General features: G+C 36.3%; 1 protein-coding gene. It reads left to right on the top strand.

Features of this window, described 5'->3' with window-relative positions; all coding sequences use genetic code 11:
* Nucleotides 1-248: hypothetical protein (locus V6260_RS18610; protein ID WP_341595573.1), on the top strand; the 248-nt coding region annotated here is incomplete at both ends.

The following is a 248-nucleotide window of genomic DNA, read 5'->3' on the forward strand; positions in this document are numbered from 1 at the left end:
AATACTGTTTTTACTGTTATTCATCCACAAAAATTAGATGAAACTGATATTAGTCGCTGGGAGCTCGATTATCAACGAGACCTCGACTATTTACCAGCCCCATTTAATAACTTATGTGTTATTGCTAACTATACATTTGCTGATGGTGAAGCACTGTACCGTAATGTTGGAAATTCAGGTATTGATCAATATAAATCATTCCCTCGCCTGTCAGAGCATTCGGGTAACTTTACAGTATATTACGATTC

This window comes from Pseudoalteromonas aliena, assembly GCF_038155085.1.
GTDB classification, from domain to species: domain Bacteria; phylum Pseudomonadota; class Gammaproteobacteria; order Enterobacterales; family Alteromonadaceae; genus Pseudoalteromonas; species Pseudoalteromonas aliena_A.